General features: G+C 63.9%; 2 protein-coding genes, 1 rRNA gene and 1 other annotated feature. Of the genes, 2 read left to right on the top strand and 1 reads right to left on the bottom strand.

The genetic code is table 11. From position 1 onward, the window contains the following. On the top strand, window positions 1-482 hold a 482-nt coding region (locus EAO75_RS37910), incomplete at its 5' end, for a stage II sporulation protein M (RefSeq protein WP_148000519.1). A 611-nt stretch (window positions 483-1,093) separates the two neighbouring features. Then, window positions 1,094-1,372: a sequence feature (16S ribosomal RNA rRNA prediction is too short), on the top strand. Window positions 1,373-1,496: 124 nt separating this feature from the next. Next, window positions 1,497-1,613, top strand: a 5S ribosomal RNA gene (rrf, locus tag EAO75_RS37900). Between the two features lie 101 nt (window positions 1,614-1,714). Here the strand turns inward: rrf and EAO75_RS37895 are convergent. Next, window positions 1,715-2,887 (bottom strand): DUF58 domain-containing protein (locus EAO75_RS37895; RefSeq protein ID WP_410092654.1); only part of this gene is annotated, 1,173 nt, incomplete at its 5' end.

Genomic DNA, 2,887 nt, shown 5'->3' with positions numbered 1-2,887 from the left:
TCCTCGGCGTCTTCCTGGGCCTCCCGGTGCTCTGGATCCTCTTCCAGAACATGCTCAATCTCGGTGTCGGCTTCGGCCTGATGTCCTCAGCCGGACGCCTCGACACCTTCCTCGGCCTCGTCCTGCCGCACGGTCTCCTCGAACTGACCGCGGTCTTCGTAGCCGCCGGCACAGGCCTGCGCCTCGGCTGGACGCTCATCGACCCGGGTCCGCGAACCCGACGCTCAGCTCTCGCCGAGGAGGGCCGAGCCGCGATCGGCATGGCGATAGGCCTCGCCCTGGTCCTCTTCGTCTCCGGCGCCATCGAAGGCTTCGTCACTCCGTCGGGCCTGCCCACCTGGGCACGCATAACCATCGGCGTCGTCGCTGAGCTGGCCTTCCTCGCATACGTCTATGTCCTTGGCGGCCGTGCCGCTCGTGCCGGAGACACAGGTGACCTTGAGGCGGCCGAACGCAGCGCGACCGTTCCGACGGCGGCTTGATGTGCGGGCACGCCTGTTGAGCTGCTAGTCTCCTCTTCGCCCCACAAGAGCCGTTGACACGGAGCTCGTGAGGAGGTAGATTCGAACAGTTGCCTGGAAGTGGATACAGTCCCGCCTGGCAGAGTTAGTATCTATCTGCTTCAGTGGAACTTTGATTCCCGAGAAGCCTCTCCCGATGAATCGGAAAACGAGTGGCTGGTCAATCCGGCCCGGAACTTCTGATAAAGTCGGAACCGCCGGAAAGGGAAACGCGAAAGCGGGAACCTGGAAAGCACCGAGGAAATCGGATCGGGAAACGGTCTGATAGAGTCGGAAACGCAAGACCGAAGGGAAGCGCCCGGAGGAAAGCCCGAGAGGGTGAGTACAAAGGAAGCGTCCGTTCCTTGAGAACTCAACAGCGTGCCAAAAATCAACGCCAGATATATTGATACCCCGTCTCCGGCCGGTCTTCCGGTTGGGRCGAGGTTCCTTTGAAATAAACACAGCGAGGACGCTGTGAACGGTCGGGCCTATTCCGCCTGACTGTTCCGCTCTCGTGATGTGTGCACCCGATTACGGGTAAACATTCACGGAGAGTTTGATCCTGGCTCAGGACGAACGCTGGCGGCGTGCTTAACACATGCAAGTCGAACGATGAACCACTTCGGTGGGGATTAGTGGCGAACGGGTGAGTAACACGTGGGCAATCTGCCCTTCACTCTGGGACAAGCCCTGGAAACGGGGTCTAATACCGGATAACACTTCCACTCTCCTGGGTGGAGGTTAAAAGCTCCGGCGCGCCAATCGAGGAAGGCCTGCTCCGAGATGAGTATTCCCACCCACTTGATGGGGTAAGGCTCCCAGTAGACGACTGGGTTGATAGGCCGGATCTGGAAGCACGGTAACGTGTGGAGGTGACCGGTACTAATAGGCCGAGGGCTTGTCCATAGAGGCTCGCGTCCACTGTGTTGGTTCTGAAGCAACGACCGACGTCCCCCCTTGTTTGGGGGGTTTCCGGTCATAGTTTCATAGTGTTTCGGTGGTTATAGCGTGAGGGAAACGCCCGGTTACATTCCGAACCCGGAAGCTAAGCCTTACAGCGCCGATGGTACTGCAGGGGGGACCCTGTGGGAGAGTAGGACGCCGCCGAACAATTTTTGAGAAAGGCCCACGCCRTAYGGCGTGGGCCTTTCTGCGTTTAAGCACCGTGCAATGAGCCCTTCCCGCGGAGGGGCCATTGCAATGCGGTCCAATTACAGGCGCCCCGTTGTCTTGAGGGCCAGATATGCGTCTGCCAGGGCCGGCGGGAGTTCTTCCGGCGTCGCGTCGACGACCGTGACGCCGTGGCGGCGGAGTTGGTCCGCTGTGCGGTGGCGTTCGTTTTGGGCTTGGGCGGCGGCTGCGGCCTCGTAGACGGCGTCCGTGTTTCCGCGTGCCGTTGCCATGCGGGCGATGTGGGGGTCCGCTACGGATGCGAGCAGGACTGTGTGGCGTTGGGTGAGCTGGGAGAGGACAGGGAGCAGGCCTTCCTCGATTGGCGCCGCGTCGAGGGTTGTGAGCAGCACGATCAGGGAGTGGCGCGGTGCCGTACGGAGAGCTGTGGCCGTAAGGCCTCGGGCGTCCGTTTCGATCAGCTCGGGTTCGAGGGTGGCCATCGCGTTGACCAGGGAAGGTAGAACGTCGCCCGCTGTGCGGCCCTGGACGAGGGCGCGTACTCGGCGGTCGTAGGCGAGGAGGTCCACGCGGTCGCCGGCTCGGGAGGCGAGGGCAGCCAGGAGAAGGGCCGCGTCCATGGAGGCGTCGAGGCGTGGGGCGTCGCCGACTCGTCCTGCTGAGGTGCGGCCGGTGTCCAGGACCAGGAGGATGTGGCGGTCGCGTTCGGGGCGCCAGGTGCGTACTGCGACCGTGGTCTGTCGCGCCGTAGCGCGCCAGTCGATGGAGCGGGTGTCGTCGCCGGGGACGTACTCACGCAGGCTGTCGAATTCTGTGCCCTCGCCGCGGGTGAGAACGCTGGTGCGTCCGTCGAGTTCGCGCAGGCGGGCCAGTTTGGACGGCAGGTGCTTGCGGCTTGTGAACGGGGGGAGGACGCGGACCGTCCAGGGGACCTTGTGGGTGCCCTGGCGGGAGAAGAGGCCCAGGGGGCCGTATGAGCGGATCGTGACGCGGTCGGCCTGGCGGTCGCCTCTGCGGGTGGGGCGTAGGCGGGTGGTGATGCGGCGGCGTTCGCCTGCGGGGATGTTCACCCGTTGGCGGGATGCCGCCATTTCCGTGCCGGGCTGCCAGCTGCTGGACCGCCAGGCCGACCGCGTCACGATCCGCTCATACGGCCCCCTGGGCCTCTTCTCCCGCCAGGGCACCCACAAGGTCCCCTGGACGGTCCGCGTCCTCCCCCCGTTCACAAGCCGCAAGCACCTGCCGTCCAAACT

The organism is Streptomyces sp. UW30 (assembly GCF_008042075.1).
Taxonomy (GTDB): Bacteria; Actinomycetota; Actinomycetes; order Streptomycetales; family Streptomycetaceae; genus Streptomyces.
Note: the sequence above shows the minus strand (reverse complement) of the source record. Positions and strands in the feature narration are given on the sequence as shown.